The organism is Enterobacter cloacae complex sp. 394F7, assembly GCF_057320385.1.
The window spans coordinates 142,890-165,226 of the sequence record NZ_JBXWCS010000009.1 but is presented as its reverse complement, the minus strand read 5'-3'; the positions used below and the strand labels follow the sequence as shown (position 1 = coordinate 165,226).

At 54.4% G+C, this 22,337-nt stretch carries 18 protein-coding genes and 1 pseudogene; 1 reads left to right on the top strand and 18 read right to left on the bottom strand.

What is annotated here, in order from left to right; genetic code table 11:
• Positions 1 to 53: 53 nt before the first annotated feature.
• The 13 genes and pseudogenes from cpoB to mngA all read right to left on the bottom strand — a co-directional run bounded on the left by cpoB (position 54) and on the right by mngA (position 14,204).
• The gene (gene cpoB, locus AC2FAK_RS14905; protein WP_013097528.1) at positions 54 to 848 is read right to left on the bottom strand and encodes a cell division protein CpoB; all 795 of its coding nucleotides are present in this window, start codon (positions 846 to 848) and stop codon (positions 54 to 56) included.
• 9 nt (positions 849 to 857) lie between these two features.
• A complete protein-coding gene (pal, locus tag AC2FAK_RS14900; RefSeq protein ID WP_006177214.1) occupies positions 858 to 1,379 on the bottom strand; it encodes a peptidoglycan-associated lipoprotein Pal in 522 nt (173 codons plus the stop codon).
• Between the two features lie 35 nt (positions 1,380 to 1,414).
• Positions 1,415 to 2,707: a Tol-Pal system beta propeller repeat protein TolB gene (gene tolB / locus AC2FAK_RS14895; protein ID WP_013097529.1), complete on the bottom strand. Its 1,293-nt coding sequence runs from the start codon at positions 2,705 to 2,707 to the stop codon at positions 1,415 to 1,417.
• Between the two features lie 130 nt (positions 2,708 to 2,837).
• Complete coding sequence (gene tolA / locus AC2FAK_RS14890; RefSeq protein WP_038418917.1) at positions 2,838 to 4,121, bottom strand: cell envelope integrity protein TolA; 1,284 nt, start codon at positions 4,119 to 4,121, stop codon at positions 2,838 to 2,840.
• Positions 4,122 to 4,149: 28 nt separating this feature from the next.
• On the bottom strand, positions 4,150 to 4,578 hold the full coding sequence (tolR, locus tag AC2FAK_RS14885) for a colicin uptake protein TolR (protein ID WP_003858589.1): 429 nt from the start codon (positions 4,576 to 4,578) through the stop codon (positions 4,150 to 4,152).
• 3 nt (positions 4,579 to 4,581) lie between these two features.
• Positions 4,582 to 5,274 carry a Tol-Pal system protein TolQ gene (gene tolQ, locus AC2FAK_RS14880; protein WP_013097532.1) on the bottom strand — a complete coding sequence of 231 codons (693 nt, stop codon included), beginning with the start codon at positions 5,272 to 5,274 and terminating at the stop codon, positions 4,582 to 4,584.
• Positions 5,271 to 5,675, bottom strand: coding sequence for a tol-pal system-associated acyl-CoA thioesterase (gene ybgC, locus AC2FAK_RS14875; RefSeq protein WP_003858593.1), 405 nt, complete (start codon positions 5,673 to 5,675; stop codon positions 5,271 to 5,273). Before ybgC ends, tolQ begins: the two co-directional genes overlap by 4 nt.
• 147 nt (positions 5,676 to 5,822) lie before the next feature.
• The gene (ybgE, locus tag AC2FAK_RS14870; RefSeq protein ID WP_013097534.1) at positions 5,823 to 6,113 is read right to left on the bottom strand and encodes a cyd operon protein YbgE; all 291 of its coding nucleotides are present in this window, start codon (positions 6,111 to 6,113) and stop codon (positions 5,823 to 5,825) included.
• Complete coding sequence (gene cydX, locus AC2FAK_RS14865; protein ID WP_003858598.1) at positions 6,113 to 6,226, bottom strand: cytochrome bd-I oxidase subunit CydX; 114 nt, start codon at positions 6,224 to 6,226, stop codon at positions 6,113 to 6,115. The genes ybgE and cydX overlap by 1 nt, the downstream gene beginning before the upstream one ends.
• 14 nt (positions 6,227 to 6,240) lie before the next feature.
• Positions 6,241 to 7,380 (bottom strand): cytochrome d ubiquinol oxidase subunit II, encoded by a 1,140-nt coding sequence (cydB, locus tag AC2FAK_RS14860; RefSeq protein ID WP_013097535.1) that lies wholly within the window; start codon positions 7,378 to 7,380, stop codon positions 6,241 to 6,243.
• 15 nt (positions 7,381 to 7,395) lie between these two features.
• Complete coding sequence (cydA, locus tag AC2FAK_RS14855) at positions 7,396 to 8,964, bottom strand: cytochrome ubiquinol oxidase subunit I (protein WP_013097536.1); 1,569 nt, start codon at positions 8,962 to 8,964, stop codon at positions 7,396 to 7,398.
• A gap of 670 nt (positions 8,965 to 9,634) precedes the next feature.
• Complete coding sequence (mngB, locus tag AC2FAK_RS14850; protein ID WP_095454624.1) at positions 9,635 to 12,265, bottom strand: mannosylglycerate hydrolase; 2,631 nt, start codon at positions 12,263 to 12,265, stop codon at positions 9,635 to 9,637.
• Positions 12,266 to 12,288: 23 nt separating this feature from the next.
• A pseudogene (gene mngA, locus AC2FAK_RS14845) lies at positions 12,289 to 14,204 on the bottom strand (PTS 2-O-a-mannosyl-D-glycerate transporter subunit IIABC).
• Positions 14,205 to 14,375: 171 nt separating this feature from the next.
• Between mngA and AC2FAK_RS14840 the strand changes: the two are divergent.
• Positions 14,376 to 15,092, top strand: a complete 717-nt coding sequence (locus tag AC2FAK_RS14840; RefSeq protein ID WP_013097539.1) for a GntR family transcriptional regulator — start codon at positions 14,376 to 14,378, stop codon at positions 15,090 to 15,092.
• 82 nt (positions 15,093 to 15,174) lie between these two features.
• Here the strand turns inward: AC2FAK_RS14840 and sucD are convergent, their stop codons facing one another.
• From sucD to sdhB, 5 genes are all read right to left on the bottom strand, one after another.
• Positions 15,175 to 16,044, bottom strand: coding sequence for a succinate--CoA ligase subunit alpha (sucD, locus tag AC2FAK_RS14835; RefSeq protein ID WP_008501094.1), 870 nt, complete (start codon positions 16,042 to 16,044; stop codon positions 15,175 to 15,177).
• On the bottom strand, positions 16,044 to 17,210 hold the full coding sequence (gene sucC, locus AC2FAK_RS14830; RefSeq protein WP_006809579.1) for an ADP-forming succinate--CoA ligase subunit beta: 1,167 nt from the start codon (positions 17,208 to 17,210) through the stop codon (positions 16,044 to 16,046). The genes sucD and sucC overlap by 1 nt, the downstream gene beginning before the upstream one ends.
• A 95-nt stretch (positions 17,211 to 17,305) precedes the next feature.
• The gene (gene odhB / locus AC2FAK_RS14825) at positions 17,306 to 18,526 is read right to left on the bottom strand and encodes a 2-oxoglutarate dehydrogenase complex dihydrolipoyllysine-residue succinyltransferase (protein ID WP_095454625.1); all 1,221 of its coding nucleotides are present in this window, start codon (positions 18,524 to 18,526) and stop codon (positions 17,306 to 17,308) included.
• Positions 18,527 to 18,540: 14 nt separating this feature from the next.
• Positions 18,541 to 21,348 carry a 2-oxoglutarate dehydrogenase E1 component gene (gene sucA, locus AC2FAK_RS14820; RefSeq protein WP_023622290.1) on the bottom strand — a complete coding sequence of 936 codons (2,808 nt, stop codon included), beginning with the start codon at positions 21,346 to 21,348 and terminating at the stop codon, positions 18,541 to 18,543.
• 268 nt (positions 21,349 to 21,616) lie between these two features.
• Entirely contained in the window at positions 21,617 to 22,333 is a 717-nt protein-coding gene (gene sdhB, locus AC2FAK_RS14815) for a succinate dehydrogenase iron-sulfur subunit SdhB (RefSeq protein WP_008501090.1), read from the bottom strand.
• Positions 22,334 to 22,337 lie beyond the last annotated feature (4 nt).

The following is a 22,337-nucleotide window of genomic DNA, read 5'->3' as shown; positions in this document are numbered from 1 at the left end:
TTAGTAATCATGCTGCACGACCAGAAATAACGCGATTTCTGGTCATGCGATAATCATCCCATCGAACTCAGACGTTTTTGCGCTTGTTTGGCCCCTTCCGTGCCCGGGAATTTTGCAACCACCTGCTGATAAACCGCTTTGGCTTTCGCAGTGTCACCTTTGTCCTGCATGATCACGCCGACCTTAAACATCGCATCAGGCGCTTTTGGCGATTTCGGGTAATTTTTCACCACAGAAGCGAAATAAAACGCCGCATCGTCTTTTTTACCCTTGTTGTAATTCAACTGACCCAGCCAGTAATTTGCGTTTGGCTGGTAAGTGGAATCCGGGTATTTCTTAACGAAGTTCTGAAACGCAACGATAGCATCATCCTGGCGCGATTTATCCTGTACCAGTGCAATGGCCGCGTTGTAATCCGTGTTCGCGTCACCGCTCTGCACAGGCGCCCCTGTCGCAGCAGAGGCATCGGCTGAAGGCGCTGGCGCGTCTGTGGCCGCTCCGCTTTGATCGCCCGCTGCTGGTTGCGCTGCTGCCCCCCCGCTGCTCAGGCTATCAATCTGCAGTAAGATCTGCTTTTGACGTTCCACAACCTGGTTAAGCTGATACTGGCTCTCCTGAATCTGACCACGGAGGGAGTCGATATCAGTTTGGTTATCGGAAAGTTGTTGCTGGAGTTGGGTTAAAAGCTGACTGTGAGCGTTAGAGATACGCTCGAGTTGAGTGACCCGGTCTTCCACCGAGCCTGAGCCGACACTACTGATTGGTGCCTGAGCAAAAGCGGCCCAGGGGGCCGCTATTCCAACCAGTAACGACAGACTCAACAGATGATGTCTGAAGTTACTGCTCATGCAATTCTCTTAGTAAACCAGTACGGCACGACGGTTTTTGGCGTAAGCCGCTTCGTCATGACCCAGTACTGCAGGTTTTTCTTTACCGTAAGAAACGATGGAGATCTGGTCAGCAGAAACGCCTTTACCCTGCAGGTACATTTTAACAGCGTTAGCACGACGTTCACCCAGGGAGATGTTGTACTCTGGAGTACCACGTTCGTCCGCGTGACCTTCTACGGTGACTTTGTAAGACGGGTTGCTACGCAGGAAGTTAGCGTGAGCATCCAGCATCGCAGCGAAGTCAGAACGGATGTCGTATTTATCCAGATCGAAGTAAACGATGTTGTTCTGCTGCAGCTGCTGCATCTGAAGACGCGCTTGCTCTTCAGAGGACATGTTGCCATTGCCGTTCGCGTCCATACCGGTGCCGGCACCCATCATGCCTTCGCCGCTCTGGTCATTGCTGGCGTTCTTGTTAGAAGAACACGCTGCGATTGCCATTACAGGCAGAGCGATCATCAGCCCCTTCAGCACTTTGTTCAGTTGCATTTCTATGATTCCTTTAGTAATCAATTAATTATTATTTACAGATACGGCGACCAGGCAGGAGATTTTACCTGTCCATCAGTTGCCGGAATACGCGCTTTGAAACGCCCATCTGTAGAAACCAGATTCAGCACAGATCCCATCCCCTGAGAAGAGCTGTAGATTACCATAGTGCCGTTAGGTGCCAGACTTGGCGTTTCATCCAGGAACGTTGACGACAGAACTTGGACGCCACCCGCTACCAGATCTTGTTTGGCAATGTGCTGCTGCCCACCGTTGGAGCTGACCATTACCATAAATTTACCGTCGCTGCTCACATCTGCGTTCTGGTTCTGAGAGCCTTCCCAGGTGATACGCTGCGGAGCACCGCCGTTGATGTTCACTTTATAGATTTGTGGACGGCCTGCCTGGTCAGAGGTAAACGCCAGGTTCTGGCTGTCCGGGAACCATGATGGTTCCGTGTTGTTGCTGCGACCATCCGTCACCTGACGGATCTGACCAGAACCAATGTCCATCACGTACAGGTTCAGGCTACCGGTTTTGGACAGCGCAAAAGCCAGTTTAGAGCCGTCCGGCGAGAACGAAGGCGCACCATTGTGACGTGGGAACGACGCCACCTGACGAACAGCACCGTTAGCCAGCGTCTGGATAACCAGCGCAGAACGACCGCTTTCGAAGGTCACGTAGGCCAGTTTAGATCCGTCCGGAGACCAGGCTGGAGACATCAGTGGCTGAGAAGAGCGTTTCACCAGGAACTGGTTGTAACCGTCGTAGTCAGAGACGCGCAGCTCATACGGGAACTGGCCGCCGTTGGTCTGTACCACATAGGCGATACGGGTACGGAACGCACCTTTAATACCGGTCAGTTTTTCGAATACCGCATCGCTGGCAGCGTGAGCCGCATAGCGCAGGTACTGTTTAGTGACCTTGTAAGAGTTCTGAGCCAGAACGGTACCCGGTGCACCGCCGGTATCCACCAGCTGCCAGGCCACGTTGTAAGAGCCGTCCGGGTTAGGGGTAACCTGACCCACAACCACGGCATCAATGCCCAATGCAGACCACGCGGCAGGTTGAACTTCCTGCGCGCTACCCGGCTGCTGAGGCAGACGAGAACGATCTAACGGGTTGAATTTACCGCTGTTACGCAGGTCAGCAGCCACGATGCCGCCGGCATCTTCAGGCGCCGCACCAGGGCCAGCCCACTGGAATGGAACTACACCGATTGGGCGTGCCGAGTCCACCCCCTGGGTGATCTCGATACGTACTTCTGCGTGCAGTACAGCTGCCCACAGCATTAAGAAACTAAATGCTACACGTAATGCCTGCTTCATCATATCTCCCTTATCTGGGTAACCTTACCCACGATAATTTAGCAGAATGTTAACAAACCCAAATAGACAAAACTACTAAACCCTGGTTACGACAATAGACTGTTTTCCATACTTCCGTAAGGAGAGTCGATTACAGCTTAAAGTCCAGTTTGGCATCTTTTATCTTTTCATAAACAGCCTCACTAGGCGGTTTAGGAATGTTCGCCGATCTTGCTGCGGCCAATGCTGCCTGACAAAGCGCAGGATCGCCCCCTTCAGACGTCACATTTTTCAACCGGCCGTCTGGCGCAAGGTTGATATGCAGCACGCACTGTTTACCCTGATAAAGGCCTGCATCAAACAGGCGACTCTGAATAGCCACCTGAATCTGCTTAGCGTAAGCGCTGATATCCGCCCCCGTCGCACCACCGTTGGCACCTGAAGTACCGCTGTCTTTAGACGGCTGACCACTCCCCTTTGCCCCACCGCCTGTTTTCGGCGCATTCTTACCGGAACTGAGATCGCCCAGCAGATCGTCAACGCCCGCAGCGGCCGCGGCTTTCTCTGCAGCAGCCTTTTTCGCTGCAGCCTTTTCAGCAGCCGCTTTTTTATCGGCAGCAGCCTTCTCAGCTGCAGCTTTTTTGTCGGCAGCCGCTTTCTCGGCGGCAGCTTTCTTCTCCGCAGCCGCTTTTTCAGCAGCGGCGGCTTTTTCTGCGGCAGCTTTCTCGGCAGCAGCGGCTTTCTTCGCAGCCTCGGCAGCCGCTTTCTTCTCGGCTTCCTGAGCCGCTTTTTTAGCAGCTTCGGCTTCCGCTTTCTTCTGAGCATCAGCAGCGGCTTTTTTCGCGGCTTCTGCTTCCGCTTTCTTCTGAGCATCAGCGGCGGCTTTCTTCGCGGCTTCCGCTTCCGCTTTCTTCTGGGCGTCGGCAGCGGCTTTCTTCGCCGCTTCTGCCGCTAATTTCGCCTGGGCATCAGCCTGTGCTTTGGCATCCGCTGCGGCTTTCGCTGCCGCTTCTTCCGCCTGCTTTTGCTGTTCCTGGGCTTTCTTCGCGGCCTCTTCGGCTTGCTTCTGCTGTTGTGCCTGCTCTTTCGCGGCTTCCTGCGCCTGCAAACGTTCTTTCTCAAGCTGCTTCAGACGTTCCTGCTCGGCGGCCTGCTTTTCACGCAGTTCCTCCGCTTGCTGTTGCGCCTGTTTTTCTCGCTGCTCTTCAGCCCGTTTTGCACTCGCCTGCTGCTGTTGCTGACGGTTATAGTTCTGCACGACCGCACCGGGATCCACCATGACGGCGTCGATAGAAGAACCGCCACCGCCGCCTGATGCATCAATATGCTCGTCGAACGAACTCCAGATCAGCCCTGCAAAAAGGATCACATGCAGCACTGCGGAGACGATTATCGCTCGCTTAAGCTTGTCGTTCTGTTCGGTTGCCTTTGACACTATCGGTTCCCAAAAACTACGCGGATGATCAAATAGGCTGAGTCATTAAGCCGACAGACTTAACACCCGCACTATGTAGCAAGTTCAGCGCTTTAATAATTTCATCGTAAGGCACGTCTTTCGCACCACCGATTAAGAAGACCGTTTTCGGATTTGACTCCAGGCGTCGTTGCGCTTCAGCAATCACCTGCTCCGGTGGTAGCTGATCCATACGATCTTTCTCTACCACGACGCTGTATTGCCCTACGCCGGAAACCTCAATGATGACCGGAGGATCGTCATTGGTGCTTACCGCCTGTGATTCTGTCGCATCCGGCAGATCAACTTCCACGCTCTGGGTAATGATGGGCGCTGTCGCCATAAAGATCAGCAGCAACACCAGCAGTACGTCCAGCAGCGGAACGATATTGATTTCGGACTTGAGCTCGCGACGACCTCGTCCACGCGATCTGGCCATGGTTTACCCCTTGTTACTCTCGGTGCTGGTAAACGCCTGACGGTGCAGAATCGCGGTGAACTCTTCCATGAAGTTGTCGTAGTTCAGTTCCAGTTTATTCACGCGCTGGTTCAGACGGTTGTAAGCCATAACCGCCGGGATTGCCGCAAACAGACCGATAGCGGTTGCAATCAGTGCTTCTGCAATACCCGGTGCAACCATCTGCAACGTCGCCTGCTTCACTGCGCCCAGCGCGATAAAGGCGTGCATGATCCCCCACACCGTACCAAACAGGCCGATATACGGGCTGATGGAACCCACCGTTCCCAGGAAAGGAATGTGCGTTTCAAGATTTTCCAGCTCGCGGTTCATGGAGATACGCATCGCACGCGAGGCTCCTTCCACCACCGCTTCAGGCGCGTGGCTGTTCGCACGGTGCAGACGGGCAAACTCTTTGAATCCGCTGTAGAAAATTTGTTCGGAGCCAGCGAGACTATCGCGACGACCCTGACTTTCCTGATACAGACGGGACAGTTCGATACCCGACCAGAACTTATCTTCAAACGCTTCCGCTTCACGGCCAGCCGCATTGAGAATACGCGTTCTCTGGATGATGATGGCCCAGGATGCGATTGAAAAACCAATCAAAATCAGCATGATAAGTTTAACCAGAAGGCTTGCCTTCAGGAACAAATCAAGGATATTCATGTCAGTCACTGCTTAAACTCCGCGACAATAGACTTAGGAAGCGCACGAGGCTTCATTATGGTTGGATCAACACAAACAATCAGTACTTCAGCTGAGTTCAGTACGGTGTTCTCTGCATTGACTATCCGCTGCGTGAAAACCAGCGAGGTTCCGCGCATTGATGTAATTTCAGTTTGGACTTCGAGCATATCGTCGAGTCTGGCAGGCGCAAAATACTCAAGCGTCATCTTGCGTACCACAAAGGCAACTCGCTCAGCCAACAGTACCTGTTGACTAAAGTGATGATGGCGCAGCATCTCTGTGCGTGCCCGTTCATAAAAAGCAACGTAGCTGGCGTGGTAAACCACACCACCGGCATCGGTATCTTCGTAATAGACACGAACCGGCCATCGAAACAGCGTTGTATTCACTTTACATCCCGGTAATGCAACAAAAGTTTATGCTTTAAACTTCGCTACTATACGCGCGGGAATGATGGTTTGGAATGGGAGAAAGTAAACGGAGAGTAAATTTTTATGGGCTCGGGTAAGCCCATATGGTTAACGGACATTTCTTATTCAGAAGAAGAAGAAAATCAATCCAGCAAGCAGCACGATATCGGCGATAAGCGGGCAGAAAATGCCCTGCCAGTGAATCGCTTTCGGACGAAAGCCTACGCCGTGGATCACACCTGCGCACACCGCCCACATAATGAGAAAGCCGTGCCAGATCTCAAGCTCGCTGGTCTTCGCTGCAAAACGCGAAGGGTCCCAGAAGATACACCCTGCCAGCAGTAATGCCATCACTAAAGAAAGCGCCCGTAACGGGCGCTTATCCATTACCGCATATAACGTTGCGATAATCTTCATTAGTGTTTTTCTTCACCCGCTTTGGTCGCTTCAACGTGCTCAAGCGCCAGGGCAGTGATGACACCAAAAGCACAGGCAAGAAGCGTCCCTAAAATCCATGCGAAATACCACATATTCAGCTCCTTACTTAGTACATAGAGTGGGTGTTGCTTTCGATATGTTCTTTAGTGATACGACCGAACATTTTCCAGTAACACCAGATGGTGTAGGCCAGAACAATCGGAACGAACACGCAAGCAACATAAGTCATTAAGTTCAGCGTCATATGGCTGGAGGTTGCATCCCACATGGTCAGGCTAGCATTCAGCATGGTGCTGGATGGCATCACGAATGGGAACATAGCGATACCTGCAGTCAGGATGATGCACGCCAGCGTCAGTGATGAGAACACGAACGCCAGAGCGCCTTTTTCCAGACGAGACGTCAGAACCGTCAGCAGCGGCAGCAACACACCCAACGCCGGAATAGCCCACAGCACAGGCATCGCGTTGAAGTTCACCAGCCATGCACCGGCCTCACGCGCCACTTCTTTGGTCAGCGGGTTAGACGGCGCGACGTGGTTAATCGCAGACGTCACCACGTAACCATCAATACCGTAGACCACCCAAACACCTGCCAGCGCGAAGCAGACCAGTGTGATCAGGGCAGCAACCTGAGCCGTTGCACGAGAACGCAGATGCAGCTCACCAACAGTACGCATCTGCAGATAGGTTGCGCCCTGGGTGATGATCATCGCCACACTGACTACGCCTGCCAGCAGACCAAACGGATTCAGCAGCTGGAAGAAGTTACCGGTGTAGTAAAGACGCATGTACTCGTCCATGTGGAACGGTACACCCTGCAGCAGGTTACCGAATGCCACACCAATCACCAACGGTGGAACGAAGCTACCAATGAAGATGCCCCAGTCCCACATGTTACGCCAGCGGGTGTCTTCAATCTTGGAACGGTAGTCGAAACCGACCGGACGGAAGAATAAAGACGCCAGAACCAGAATCATCGCCACGTAGAAACCGGAGAACGCAGCCGCGTAAACCATCGGCCAGGCAGCAAACAGCGCGCCGCCTGCGGTGATCAGCCACACCTGGTTACCGTCCCAGTGCGGGGCGATGGAGTTGATCATGATTCGACGCTCGGTGTCATTACGACCGAGGAAACGGGTGAGCATCCCCACCCCCATGTCGAAACCATCCGTGACAGCAAAACCGATCAGCAGAACACCGATCAACAGCCACCAGATAAAACGCAATACTTCATAATCGATCATTTGATGACTCCTGTCTTAGCGTGCCGGCTGAGTAGTCACACCGGACTGCTCGTAGTGATAGCGACCGGTTTTCAGGCTGCTTGGGCCAAGGCGCGCGAACTTGAACATCAGGAACAGTTCAGCCACCAGGAACAGGGTGTAGAGACCACAGATCAGCAGCATTGAGAAGATCAGATCGCCTGCTGTCAGCGAGGAGTTGGCCACCGCCGTTGGCAGCACCTCACCAATCGCCCATGGCTGACGTCCATACTCCGCAACAAACCAGCCGGACTCAATTGCGATCCACGGCAGCGGGATAGCATACAGCGCCGTACGCAGCAGCCATTTTTTCTCGCCGATGCGGTTACGAATCACAGACCAGAAGGACGCCGCAATGATCAGCAGCATGATGATGCCGCAGCCTACCATGATACGGAATGCAAAGTAGAGTGGCGCTACGCGTGGAATAGAGTCTTTGGTTGCCATCTGGATCTGCGCTTCCGTCGCGTCGGAGACGTTCGGGGTATAGCGTTTCAGCAGCAGACCGTAGCCCAGATCTTTCTTCACGTCGTTGAACTGGTCACGAACGGCCTGGTCGGTAGAACCGGCACGCAGCTGTTCCAGCAGAGCGTAGGCTTTCATACCGTTACGGATACGGCCTTCGTGCTGCTCCATCAGCTCTTTCAGACCCGTCACCTGTTTGTCAACAGAACGGGTGGCGATGATACCCAGCGCATAAGGAATTTGAATGGCGAAGCGGTTTTCCTGGGCGTCCTGGTCCGGAATACCGAACAGGGTAAAGGCAGCCGGGGCCGGTTGGGTTTCCCATTCAGCTTCGATTGCGGCGAGCTTGGTTTTCTGTACGTCACCCATTTCATAACCGGATTCATCACCCAGCACGATAACGGAGAGGATGGCAGCCATACCGAAGCTTGCAGCGATAGCAAAGGAACGTTTAGCGAAGGCGAAGTCACGACCACGCAGCATATAGTAGGAGCTGATGCCCAGAATGAACATCGCGCCGCACACATAGCCAGAGGCCACGGTGTGGACGAATTTAACCTGAGCAACCGGGTTCAGGACCAGCTCGGCAAAGCTGACCATCTCCATACGCATGGTTTCGAAGTTGAAATCAGACGCAATCGGGTTCTGCATCCAGCCGTTTGCCACCAGGATCCACAGCGCGGACAGGTTAGACCCTAATGCCACCAGCCAGGTCACCGCCATATGCTGGACTTTGCCCAGACGGTCCCAGCCGAAGAAGAACAGACCTACAAAGGTGGATTCGAGGAAGAAGGCCATCAGACCTTCAATGGCCAGCGGCGCACCGAAGATATCCCCTACATAGTGGGAATAATATGACCAGTTAGTCCCGAACTGGAACTCCATGGTCAAACCGGTAGCCACGCCCAGTGCGAAGTTGATACCAAACAACTTGCCCCAGAACTTGGTCATATCTTTATAAATCTGTTTGCCGGACAGAACGTATACCGTTTCCATGATGGCCAGCAGGAACGCCATACCGAGCGTCAGCGGCACAAACAGGAAGTGGTACATCGCGGTCAAGGCAAACTGTAAGCGCGACAGTTCGACTACGTCTAACATTATGACTCCTTGCTCATCGCATGAAGACTCCGAGAGTGAACCCCAGGAAAAGGATCCACACGCATGCCCCAATACAAAGTTATCTGCTCCCCTTCTTCGTTGCCTATTCTCTACAGAATGAAAAAGCAGTGATGAAAGGTTACAAATACGTTAATAAAAAACTCAAATTGGTCCCGCAAATATAATACGCTGCAAAACCCTTACAATAAACAGGTTTTTATTGAATCATATTTACGTTTTTCGACGGCGATCAATTTATAGCAAAATTACCACTTTTCGACCATTTTGATCGGGGACAATTTAGCGCTTTTAAGCACCTTTTTCCAAGGATTAAACTTTGATTTAAATCAAAAACAACGACCGATGTTAACTATGTTTAAACGCGGTAAGAATGGTAAAAACCATGTTAACGATATGTGCATACAAAGCTGTGATTGGTTATCGAAGAAGGGAAAAAATATAAACAGAAGTGATTTTAATTAACGCAAAAGAAAAACACCTTTTCGACGCGGGGCAATCCTTAAAGCGTAGTCGGGCCAGGTTATTTTTCCAGAGTTTGACTGCAACCCTTCGAAATTACATTTAATTTACTTTTCGCGCTCTATAAGTTAACACCGTAGCGTGACTATTTAATGAAAAAAGGCTGCACCTGGCAGCCTTTTTTCGTTTTTCAGGCAAGAAGAATGCTAAAGGTTCGTGACTGCCCCGGTCTGAACGTGCCGGTAATCCCCTGCTCTTTACGATCATCCAGTAACCGTTCATTCAGGTCCGTTTCGCCGCACCGTTTCAACGCCGGGTTAACGGATAACGTCGTCTCGCAGACGCTGGACTCCGAAGGGTTGAACAGGCGAAGAATAAGTTCATCCCGATCTTCCGCTTTTTTGAGCGCGCTGAGCACGCATCCCGTCGGGGAAAGCGCCAGCAGACTGTAACTTTCCGGCGTGGTGAACGACGCACGGTTTAATTTCATCGCATCCCAGGGGATCTTGTTATAGCACTGCACCGGCGTTAACCACGCCTTAGCCTGCTGCGTGACGCCCGAGCTTTCAGGGGTGCCACTGAAACTGAACAGGCTAAAACGGCAGGTTAACGGACCACGCATCTGGGAATCCGGGACGGGCATCTTAATCCCCGAAGGTCTGCCAGGGCGCAACAGCAAATCTTCTTTTCCGAGTAACCCCACGCCGCGCAGCAGAGTCAGCGCAAAGGCTTTTTTGGTATCGCCCACTACTTCAAATTCACGTAGTCCTTCTGTAAACAGCGCAAGCCCGTTTCGCTTTTCCTGCAGCACGGCATAGTTGAGCAAATTCCAGACAGGAACGGGCGCTTCTTTCCAGCCCTCTTCCTGCCAGCGTTGCATCGCAGCGTCCTGCACGGGGCGAGTAATGGTGCCAAACTGCGTATCCGCGAGCACGTGCTGAGTCGTAAACGGTGTGGGGATCAGCACCCGAACGCGGTGGTCATCCGCCTGGTTATCCAGACGCACCGCCACATCAATACGTCTGCTGTTGTGGCTGAGCGTAATGTCAAATGCCACATCAAGAGAACCCTTTCGCTGACGTGCAGCGCGTTCAGAGAGGTTTGCCGGTACAGCAATACGGTGGCGGATCACCGCCCTGCTCTGCCAGGCTTCGTGTATGACGTCAACCTGATGCTCGCCCTGTGCCGAAGTGAGCCTCCACTCTTCCCGTGAAGGCGAGTAGTCGTACTCATCGCCATCATCCGAACTCTCTTCAATCTCCAGTACCCGGTCGTAAATCAGGCCGGTTTCTTTGTCGCGCAGACGCAGCGTACCGTCGTCGTTTATATCAATCTGCCAGAAGGCGTTTTCCAGTAAGGCACCGGTGTTTTGCGCCGGAGAGAGCACCTTTCCGGCTACGTGCGGTTCAATAAACAGCGTACGGTAGCCCATCGACGGCAGGATCTGGCTGAGCTGGATATCAAACTCCATAAACGGTTCGTAGTTACCGTAATGGACAATCTGCCGGTCAATGAGACCAGGGTCGAGCTCGCGCGCGCTGCGAATGAAATACGGGATCTCGTTGCCTTTCTCATCACGCAGACGAAACTGGCTGGCGCGCAGCCGAATCGTGGTGTTCATCACCTCTTCTCGCGGCCAGGGCATCAGGTTGAACATCACCAGCTTATCGGCGTCGGATTGCGGCATGTTGTCGACAATCTTGCGCATATAGAAGCGCACCAGGTTGTCTGCCATATCCTCAGCCAGCTCAAAGCGGGAAACAATCTCGCGATGCACCTTGTCGCTGCAGCAGCAGCCGATGCTGTCATGGGCGTGATTCTTGAGGATCTCTTTCCACATTTTCTCCAGCAGACCGTGGTGATAGTCGAAGCCGAGAGTCCAGGCAAGCGTCGCCAGCGGCTCAAGCACGTTGACGATTTTATTCTCGATACGCGCATGGGCGATTTTAATGTCCATGCGCGTGGAGCCGATTGTCCGGTGCACGCGCATGTATTTCCCGTCGATAAACTCCCCTTTCAGCGTCGCCAGTTCATCGCGCCGCGCCTCAATACGATCAAACACCTCCTCGAAGCGGCTCATCACAAACTGACGTTGCGGATAGATTTCACGAAGCTTCTCCATCACCGCAAAAAGGTTCTGCTGCAGCGGCATCTGGTCGTGGCCGTTGGGCAGCAAAATCTCTTTGGTGACGGAGGCGTTTTCCAGGACCTCGAAATAACTGTCGAGCCGTTTTCGTAGCCCGGCCTCATCCTCAGGTAAGTACTTACCAATCGCATAGCCCAACGGCAGCACCTGTGCCGTCACTTCACTGCCGTCCTGGCTCTGCCAGAGAAATTCGGTTTTATCGGTACCGTGTCGTTCAGAACAGCCGCGCCAGAACATCGTGCGGGTAATGCCAAAGCCGTTATAAATATGCGGAAGCTGGCCTGACATCCCAAACGAATCCGGCAGATAACCGATCATCATCGGCTCGCCGAACGCCATACAGTCGCGAATACCGTACATCAGGTTGCGGACAATCGACTCGCCGCTGACGATCGTGGTATCGGTCTGGGTATACCACGGGCCGATAATCAGTTTTCCGCGCTCGACAAGCGCCTTCACCCGCGAGCGATTTTCGGGCTTGACGGCAAAGTAATCCTCCAGCACTGCCGTCTGTCCGTCGAGAACGTAATATTTATAGGCCTCGTCCTGCTCCAGACGGGTCAGGATCTCTTCCATATTATTGACCAGAAGAATACGCGACTCTTCGGTGGTGAAGTACCACTCACGGTCCCAGTGCATATGCGGCGTGATATGAACGCGAGATACAGCTTTCATCTTCGTTTCCTGTGTTGTGCGTTTTACGGTATGGCGTCTTCAGAGATGTATTTGCCCGTTTTGACCGCCTGACGTCGCCAGAGCAGCAGAATAAATGTGGAGATAGCGGTCCCCACCAGCGCCGCGCCAAACCAGCCTGCCGCTGCAACCACACCGCTCAGCCCTGCATCATGAAGTAAAAAGAGCGAGAAAATGCCTGCGCCCGGCGTGGACAGGCCGATCCCCATCGCGCCAACAATCGCCCCTGTCACCATGGAGCCCAGCACAAATGAGCCAATGACGCGGAGGGGATCTTCAATCGCCATCGGTATCGCCCCTTCGGTAATGCCCGCGAGGCCAAGCAGCCACGTTGATTTGCCGGTTTCAATTTCAAACGGTTTAAACAATCTCGGCGCCAGCATCGTTGACGCCGTCACGGTAAAGGCCGAGACCATCTTGACGGAGGCGAAAATTGCATAGGGGCCATACACCCCGTTGGCCATCGCCCCGAGGCAGAACGCGTAGGAGGCTTTGTTAACCGGCCCGCCCAAATCGAACGAACACATAAAGCCAAGGATCGCGCCCAGGAGCAGCGCATTCGCGCCAGAAAGACCATTAAGCCAGGCGGTGAGCGCGTTGTTTATCCAGGCCACCGGTTCGCCAATCACAAACAGCATCAGGCTGCCCGCGCCCAGTACGCCAATGACCGGATAAAGATAAAAGGTTAAGAAGCCGTTGAAGCGGCTACTGAGACGAATGTGATTTTTCACCCAGCGCATCAGGTAGCCCGCAATCAGCCCGCCTGCGATGGCCCCCAGAAAACCGGAACCAATCATATTGGCAGCCAGACCGGCAGCGAAACCCGGCGTCAGCGCCGGTTTATCCGCCAGTGAATAAGCGGTATACGCCGCCAGAACGGGAACCATCAGCATGCCGAGCATGCCGCCGCCAAGCTTGCGGTACATCCACAGCCACGAATTTTCCTGATCGAATAAGTGCTGCAGCCCCAGAATTTGCGCCAGCAATACCGACACGGCCAGCACCGTACCACCGGCGACAATCAACGGCACCGCAAAGGAGATGCCGCTCAGGAGCGCCTGCTTGAGCTCGGTTTTGACACTCTTTTTTGTTTCAGTATCGACGGGCGCATGCCGCGCAGCGTCGGCAGGCTTTAACGCCAGCGCGCGTTCTATTAACGCTTCAGCATGACGTAGTGGCTCCGCAACGGGTACGGAAACGGTGGGGATCCCCGCAAAGCGTTCACTCTCTTTGATCGCCACTTCTGCGGCAAAGATACATGCTCTGGCCTCCTGCAGTTGCTGCGAGGTGAGGCGTCCCTCAATGCCGTTCGCCCCCTGCTTTTCCACCACCACGTTGACGCCCATCCTGCGTCCCGCTTTTTCCAGGTACTCCGCCGCCATATAGGTGTGGGCAATCCCGGCCGGGCAGGCGGTAACGCAGACAATAGTCGGGGCACTCTCCTGGATGGCGTCGGCCTGCTCCCCGGGTGCGGCGTCCAGCGCGGTCAGCACACCTTCTGCCGTGGTCGCCGCCATTACGCGGGCCCTGAGATCGTCATCCGCCAGGCGAGACGTGAGCGCCGTTAACACCTCAATATGCGTTGATCCGGCTTCGCCGGAGGGATCGCGAGCAGGAAAATGAGCGTGACCTCTTCCGGCCCGTCCACCCCTTCCCATTCCAGCGGCTCGCACAGCGTTGCGACGGCAAATGCCGCCTCTTTTACCGTGGCCGATTTGCCATGGGGGACAGCCAGCCCCTCACCCAGCGCGGTTGGGCCAAGCGATTCCCGTTGAAAAACGTCCACCAGAAAAGCCTCGGCGTCAGTGATTTTGCCCAGCGCCTCCAGCCGCATCGCGAGCTGACGTATTGCCTCATCACGGCGGGTAAACTGCGCCTGAACGCAGACAGCACGTGGATCGGTCAGGGTCGTCAGGTTCATAGAGATCCTCACAGTTGCATCGTTATAGTCTGCGAAGGATTGTGGCAGAGCGGATAATACATTTATGTGATCATTTTCACTAACATCAACATTTGTATTTAAGTTGTATTATTTACAAATCATTAGTTGAATGCATAATTCTCAGAAAAGGTATTAATCAGGCGCGATAAAATGGGCAATAAACCGCGATACCGGCAGATAGCGGATGTCTTCCGCGAAAAAATTAACGCCGGAGAATTAAAACCGGGTGACGCGCTACCAACGGAATCCAGCCTTCAGGAGGCGTTTAGCGTCAGCCGCGTCACCGTCCGGCAGGCCCTGAAACTGCTTGCCGACGAACAGATCATCGAAAGCATCCAGGGCAGTGGTTCATATGTAAAAGAGGAGCGGGTGAATTACGACATTTACCAGCTCACCGGCTTTTACGAAAAACTGGCGGACCGAAACGTTGATACGCACAGCGATGTTAAAATTTTTGAAGTGGTAAAAGCCGATACAAGACTCGCGGCTACGCTGGCAATTGGCGAGGATGATAAGGTCTGGCACGTCAAGCGCGTACGCTTCATCAAGCAGAAGCCGGTAAACCTGGAAGAAACTTGGATGCCGCTGGCGATGTTCCCCGACCTCACCTGGGAAGTGATGGAAAAGTCGAAATACCACTACGTTGAACAGATCAAAAAGCTGGTCATCGATCGCAGTGAACAGGAGCTGGTGCCGGTCATGCCCTCAGAAGAGGCGATTGCCGCGCTGGCGCTCGATCCGGCAAAACCGATCCTGGAAAAAGTCTCCCGCGGTTTCCTGAAAGATGGCCGGGTTTTCGAATACAGCCGCAACGTGTTCAATACCGACGATTACAAATTCACCCTCGTGGCGAAACGCAGGCAATAAAAAAGGCCGCTTTACAGCGGCCAACCATGTCGAAACGGACATTTTTTATTTCAACGCGCCCCTTTCAGGGCGCAGAGAGGACTTACTTAATGATGGATTTCAGTGCTTCGCCGATATCCGCCAGGCTGCGAACGGTCTTCACGCCTGCGGCTTCCAGCGCTGCGAATTTCTCATCAGCCGTACCTTTACCACCGGCGATAATCGCGCCTGCGTGACCCATACGCTTACCTTTCGGCGCGGTCACACCCGCGATGTAACCGACTACTGGCTTGGTTACGTGTTCTTTGATGTAAGCAGCCGCTTCTTCTTCCGCGCTACCACCGATCTCACCGATCATGACGATCGCCTCGGTCTGTGGATCTTCCTGGAACAGCTTCAGGATGTCGATGAAGTTAGAGCCTGGGATTGGGTCACCGCCGATGCCCACACAGGTGGACTGGCCGAAGCCGTAGTCGGTGGTCTGCTTAACCGCTTCATAGGTCAGCGTACCGGAACGGGAAACGATGCCCACTTTACCCGGCTTGTGAATGTGACCTGGCATGATGCCGATTTTGCATTCGCCTGGGGTGATCACGCCCGGGCAGTTCGGGCCGATCATGCGCACGCCCGCTTCGTCCAGCTTCACTTTCACGGTCAGCATATCCAGCGTCGGGATACCTTCAGTGATGGTGATGATCAGTTTGATGCCAGCGTCGATCGCTTCCAGAATGGAGTCTTTGCAGAACGGTGCCGGAACGTAGATAACGGTCGCTGTTGCGCCCGTCGCTTCTACGGCTTCACGCACGGTGTTAAACACCGGCAGGCCCAGGTGCGTGGTGCCACCTTTACCTGGTGTTACGCCGCCAACCATCTGCGTACCGTAGGCAATGGCCTGCTCGGAGTGGAAAGTCCCCTGGCTACCGGTGAAGCCCTGGCAGATAACCTTGGTATCTTTATTGATTAAAACTGACATTATTTCCCCTCCACTGCGGCAACAACCTGCTGAGCTGCATCCGTCAGACTTTTCGCTGCAATAATATTCAGGCCGCTGTCAGCCAGTTTTTTCGCGCCGAGTTCAGCGTTGTTACCTTCAAGACGCACAACAACCGGAACGTTAACGCCCACTTCTTCTACCGCGCCGATGATGCCGTCTGCGATCAGGTCGCAACGTACGATACCGCCGAAGATGTTCACCAGAACGGCTTTCACGTTGTCGTCAGAGAGAATGATTTTGAACGCTTCGGTTACGCGCTCTTTGGTTGCGCCACCGCCTACGTCGAGGAAGTTCGCTGGCTCGCCGCCGTGCAGCTTAACGATGTCCATGGTGCCCATCGCCAGGCCCGCACCGTTAACCATGCAGCCGATGTTGCCATCCAGCGCCACGTAGTTCAGTTCCCACTGAGCAGCCTGTGCTTCACGCGGGTCTTCCTGAGACTGGTCACGCATTTCGCGCAGATCCGGCTGGCGGAACAGGGCATTGCCGTCAGCACCCAGTTTGCCATCGAGGCAGATCAGATCGCCCTGAGTGGTGATCACCAGCGGGTTGATCTCGATCAGCGCCAGATCGCGCTCCAGGAAGATGGTCGCCAGACCCATGAAGATCTTGGTGAACTGCTGAACCAGCTTGCCTTCCAGACCCAGTTTGAACGCCAGCTCACGGCCCTGGTAAGGCATTGGACCTGCCAGTGGATCGATAGCCACTTTATGGATCAGGTGTGGCGTCTCTTCCGCCACTTTTTCGATTTCCACGCCGCCTTCGGTAGACGCCATGAACACCACGCGACGCGAGCTACGGTCTACCACCGCGCCCAGATACAGCTCTTTCGCGATGTCGGTTGCCGCTTCAACCAGGATCTGGTTGACTGGCTGGCCGTTCGCATCTGTCTGGTAAGTGACCAGACGCTTGCCGAGCCAATGTTCAGCAAATGCACGAATTTCTTCTTTGCTCTTAACAACCTTCACACCGCCCGCTTTACCACGGCCACCAGCGTGAACCTGACATTTAACTACCCACGGGCCGGAACCGATTTTAGATGCGGCTTCTTCTGCTTCACGCGGGGTAGTACAGGCATAACCCACCGGAGCCGGTAAGCCATACCGGGCAAACAGCTGTTTGGCCTGATATTCATGTAAGTTCATGTGTTCTATCCATCCTTCAGGGTAATCGTTATCTTCAAACCTGCAGGCCGGTGCAAGGCGTATCCGGCCTACAGGGCAGGTGATGCTAAAAGGGACTAGACGTCCAGCAGCAGACGCGTTGGATCTTCCAGCAGCTCTTTAATCGCTACCAGGAAGCCCACGGACTCGCGGCCGTCGATCAGACGGTGATCGTAAGAGAGCGCCAGATACATCATTGGCAGGATCTCCACTTTACCGTCTACTGCCATCGGACGATCTTTAATGGCGTGCATACCCAGGATCGCGCTCTGCGGCGGGTTGATGATCGGGGTAGACATCAGCGAGCCAAATACGCCGCCGTTGGTAATGGTGAAGTTACCGCCGGTCAGGTCGTCTACGGTCAGCTTGCCGTCGCGGCCTTTCACGGCCAGCTCTTTAATATTTTTCTCGATGTCGGCCATACCCAGGGTATCCACATCACGCAGAACCGGAGTCACCAGACCACGTGGCGTAGACACCGCCATGCTGACGTCGAAATAGTTGTGGTAAACCACGTCATCACCATCGATGGACGCGTTCACTTCCGGGTAGCGTTTCAGCGCTTCAACAACCGCTTTCACGTAGAAGGACATAAAGCCCAGACGGATACCGTGACGTTTTTCAAACGCGTCACCGTACTGCTTACGCAGGTCCATGATTGGCTTCATGTTCACTTCGTTGAAGGTGGTCAGCATCGCGGTGGAGTTTTTCGCTTCCAGCAGACGCTCTGCCACACGCTTACGCAGGCGAGTCATTGGCACGCGTTTTTCACTGCGCGCACCCAGAGCAGGCGGTGCTGCTGGGGCTGCCACAGGGGCTTTCGCTTCTGCCTGAGCAGGCGCTTTCGCCAGGTGTTTGTCGATGTCTTCACGGGTCAGACGACCGCCTACACCGGTACCTTTGATGGCTGCCGGGTCAAGGCTGTGTTCAGCCAGCAGGCGACGGATCGCCGGGCTGAGCGCGTCGTTGGTCTGTTCTTCCAGAGAAGCCTGCTGGCGCTGAGCCGGCGTAGAGGCTTTCTCTTCAGACTTCGCGCTGGACTCTTTGCCCGCGCTGTTGCCTTCACGCAGGCGACCCAGGATCTGGCGAGAGGTTACGGTGGTGCCTTCGTCTTCCAGCACCGCGTCCAGAACGCCATCCGCCGAAGCCGGTACTTCCAGTACCACTTTGTCAGTTTCGATTTCTACCAGCACTTCATCGCGCTTAACGGCATCGCCTGGTTTTTTATGCCAGGTAGCGACGGTCGCATCTGCTACAGATTCAGGCAGGTCGGGAACAAGAATATCTACGCTACTCATTATGTATCCTTTAATTAATCGACGTTCAGCGCGTCATTGACCAGATCTTGTTGCTGCTTCTGGTGAACGGACATATACCCTACCGCCGGAGAGGCGGAGGCCGGGCGACCTGCATAACGCAGGGCAGACCCAAATGGAATCACTTCACGGAAATGATGCTGGCTGCAGTACCATGCGCCCTGGTTGAGCGGCTCTTCCTGGCACCAGACAAAATCATGCACGTGAGCGTACGGTTTCAGCGCTTCCTGCACCGCCTGGTGCGGGAATGGATAAAGCTGTTCGATACGCACGATGGCGACATCTTTCTGATCGTTCTTACGGCGCTGTTCCAGCAGGTCGTAATAAACCTTACCAGAACACATCACCACACGCTTCACAGCCTGCGGATCCAGTTCATCAATCTCACCGATGGCTGGCAGGAAGGTGCCATTCGCCAGCTCATCCAGGCTGGACACCGCCAGTGGGTGACGCAGCAGGGATTTTGGTGACATGACCACCAGCGGACGGCGCATACCGCGCAGCGCCTGACGACGCAGCATGTGGTAAACCTGAGCCGGGGTGGACGGTACGCAAACCTGCATGTTCTGCTCAGCGCAGAGCTGCAGATAACGTTCCAGGCGCGCGGAGGAGTGCTCAGGACCCTGGCCTTCATAACCATGTGGCAGGAGCATCACCAGGCCACACATACGGCCCCATTTCTGTTCGCCAGAAGAGATGAACTGGTCGATAACCACCTGAGCACCGTTGGCGAAGTCACCGAACTGCGCTTCCCAGATGGTCAGCGTACGCGGCTCTGCGGTAGCGTAACCGTATTCGAAGGCCAGCACCGCTTCTTCAGAGAGCACGGAGTCCCAGACCTTGAACTGGCCCTGACCGTTGTGCACGTGCTGCAGCGGGGTGTAGGTTGAACCGTTAGACTGGTTGTGAACTACCGCGTGACGGTGGAAGAAGGTGCCACGGCCCGCATCTTCACCGGACAGACGAACAGGAATACCTTCGTCAACCAGCGTCGCGTAAGCCAGCGTTTCTGCACCGCCCCAGTCGAACAGCTTCTCACCTGCCGCCATAGACTGACGGTCGGCATAAATTTTTGCCACGCGAGACTGCATCTCGATGGCGTCTGGCACGGTGCTGATGCGTTTAGCCAGCTCCTGCAGGCGCTTCATCTCGACCTTGTTCGGGTAACTCTCATCCCACTCGTGGTTGAGGTACGGCGACCAGGTAAAGGAGTGCATGTTCATCGGACGCAGCTCTTTCACCACGCACTCACCCGCATCCAGCGCGTCGCGGTAGAGGTTGACCATTTCGGTCGCATCTTCCAGCGTCGCCACTTTTTCGCTTTCCAGCTTGTCAGCGTAGATTTTGCGCGGCGTCGGGTGTTTTTTGATTTTCTGGTACATCAACGGCTGGGTTGCACTTGGCTCGTCGGCTTCGTTGTGGCCGTGACGGCGGTAGCAGAACAGGTCGATGAACACATCGCGTTTGAAGGTGTTACGGAAGTCCAGCGCCAGACGGGTCACGAAGGCGACCGCTTCCGGGTCATCCGCGTTAACGTGGAAGATTGGCGCCTGTACCATCTTGCCGATGTCGGTGCAGTAAGGGGTTGAACGCGCATCCAGTGGGTTAGACGTTGTGAAGCCCACCTGGTTGTTGATGACGATACGAACGGTACCGCCCACTTCATAACCACGCGCTTTGGACATGTTCAGGGTTTCCTGAACCACGCCCTGCCCTGTGACCGCCGCATCACCGTGAATAGTAATTGGCAGCACTTTGTTGCTGCTTGGCTCGTCCAGACGATCCAGACGCGCACGCACGGAACCGATAACTACCGGGCTGACGATCTCCAGATGCGACGGGTTAAACGCCAGCGCCAGGTGAACCAGACCGCCTTCGGTTTCGATATCAGACGAGAAGCCCATGTGGTACTTCACGTCACCGGTGCCGAGATGTTCTTTATGTTTGCCCGCGAATTCGTCGAACAGGTCCTGCGGTTTTTTACCCAGCACGTTGACCAGCACGTTCAGACGACCACGGTGCGCCATGCCCAGTACCACTTCACGGGTACCGCTCTTGCCTGCATGACGAATCAGCTCTTTCAGCATTGGCACTAACGCATCGCCGCCTTCCAGCGAGAAGCGTTTTGCGCCCGGGAACTTCGCGCCCAGATAGCGCTCAAGCCCTTCCGCTGCGGTCAGTTCGTTCAGGAAGCGTTTTTTCTCGTCAGCCGAGAAGGTCGCGTGGCCCGCTACGGATTCGATACGCTGCTGGATCCAGCGTTTCTCTTCGGTAGAAGTGATATGCATGTATTCCGCGCCGATGGAGCCGCAGTAGGTTTGCTTGAGGGCGTCGATCAGATCGCCCAGCTTCATCGTGTCTTTACCGATGGCAAAAGAACCTACGTTAAAGCTTTCCTGGAAATCGGCCTCGGTCAGATCGTGATACGCCGGATCGAGATCCGCCACACGGTCTTGTTTCCACAGTCCCAGCGGATCGAGATTCGCATGCTGGTGACCGCGGAAGCGATAAGCGTTAATAAGCTGCAGGACTTTAACCTGCTTCGCGTTGGTGTCAGGGTCGGAAATCGCAGAAGAGTAACGTGAGGCATCCTTCGCCAGACGACGGAAATAATCACGTGTTTTGGAATGGAATTGATCCGGTTTGACTCCCGTGCCAGGCAACTGCTGGAACATGGAACGCCAGTTTGCGTCCACTGAGTCAGGATCGGTTAAGAAGTCTTCATAGAGCTGTTCTATCCAGCTCTGGTTGGCCCCAGAGAGGTAAGAAGAGTCCAGCCAGGCTTTCATTGCGCCGTTCTGCATCGTGATCCCTTAAGCATTTTTATGCTTACTTTCGCCGTAGAAACTACCACGCACACCGCGTGTACGTGCCGGGGTTCACCTGCGAGCTCTTTTCATTTGGCCCGCGAAGGAACCTTTAGAAACTGTCTTAAGGGTTTCCCCTCACCCCGACCCTCTCCCAAAGGGAGAGGGGGAAGGTCGTCGGCAGTTTTTAAAGATTTCCTGCAATTATCCCCTCTCCCTTTGGGAGAGGGTTAGGGTGAGGGGGAACAGCGCCCCCTCTCACTACTTACGCACTGCGCTGCAGCAGCATCGACTTAATATGGCCGATGGCGCGCGTCGGGTTCAGCCCCTTCGGACACACACTGACGCAGTTCATGATGCTATGGCAGCGGAATACGCTGAAAGCGTCACTTAAACCTTCCAGACGGCTATCGGTTTCGGTGTCGCGGCTATCGATCAGGAAGCGATAGGCAGCCAGCAGACCGGCCGGGCCGATGAACTTGTCCGGGTTCCACCAGAACGACGGGCACGACGTTGAACAACATGCACAGAGAATACACTCATACAAGCCGTCGAGTTTTTCACGCTGCTCAGGAGACTGTAAATGCTCACGAGCGGGTGGATTTTGCCCATTATTCAATAAGTAAGGTTTAATCTTCTCATATTGTGCATAGAATTGCCCCATGTCTACCACCAAATCACGCACGACCGGCAGGCCTGGCAGAGGACGGATAACAATTTTCTGGCCCGGGCGCTGCAACGCGGAAATTGGCGTGATGCAGGCCAGACCATTTTTGCCGTTCATGTTGACGCCGTCAGAGCCACACACCCCTTCACGGCAGGAGCGACGGAACGACAGTGTCGGATCTTTTTCTTTCAGCTGGATTAACGCATCCAGCAGCATCATGTCACGACCTTCTTCCGCTTCCAGCGTGTAATCCTGCATGCGCGGAGCGTCATCTACATCCGGGTTATAACGATAAACTGAGAATTCGAGTTTCATTGTC